This is a genomic window from Campylobacter sp. 2018MI13 (assembly GCF_018501135.1).
Lineage (GTDB): Bacteria > Campylobacterota > Campylobacteria > Campylobacterales > Campylobacteraceae > Campylobacter_E.
Window position 1 is genome coordinate 1 of the sequence record NZ_JAHCZC010000165.1, and the last position, 791, is coordinate 791.

The 791-nt window shown below is 45.1% G+C and carries 1 pseudogene; it reads left to right on the forward strand.

What is annotated here, in order from left to right:
- Positions 1-203 (forward strand): annotated as a pseudogene (locus KJQ99_RS09450) (hypothetical protein); the annotation flags it as partial.
- Positions 204-791 lie beyond the last annotated feature (588 nt).

Here is a 791-nt window from a genome sequence, read left to right on the forward strand (position 1 = left end):
GACGTTCTTCCGTCATCGGAATCTTCCCAAACGAGAACTCGCTGATGCGGCTGATGGGTTCCGTTCTGTTGGAAAGAAACGATGTCGTGAGCTCCAAGAAAGCCATATTCAGTCCGGCAACCTACGCAAAAATGATCAAGTCTAAGACGGTTGCTGAACTCAAAAAATTGGCAGAGGAACAACAAAAACTAAGAGCTGCGTAAGGTGTATCACTCTTTCCGGAGCTGTCAAGGAAACCTCTTCGAGGTGCGCAGATGGCGCACCCTTGACAGATCCTTCAAGAGTGATAGTGGACAGACATGGATGCATTCGCATCCCCTGCACAACTTGTGCCTGGGAAAAATATTTTACACACAAATTAGGACTTGACTAAGCAAACCGCATTTTACGGACACACCGTCATTTTTTGGTGATTTGTCCGTAAATTTTTGACCTTTATGATGAAGATTTACGGACAAAGCCGGCTTTTTGGAGCATTTGTCCGTAAAACCAGGTCCGAAACGTCTGAATTTTTACGGACAAACGGCCATTTTTGACCATTTTGTCCGTAATCGGCATTTTTCGGGAAGACCATTTACGGACAAACTCCCAATTTTCATCGATTTGTCCGTAAACGGCAGTGATTTTGAGTTTGTTCTACTTTCGAGCCCGCACGCCCTGAATTTGGACCAGCCAGTAGACAAAAATCACACATTCACTACGTTTTTTGTCTACTTTTGGTACCGCGCACCCCGATTCAGACGTACTGCAGAGATTCCGACAAAGCAGGAGACTTTGAGACGATGTTTGAT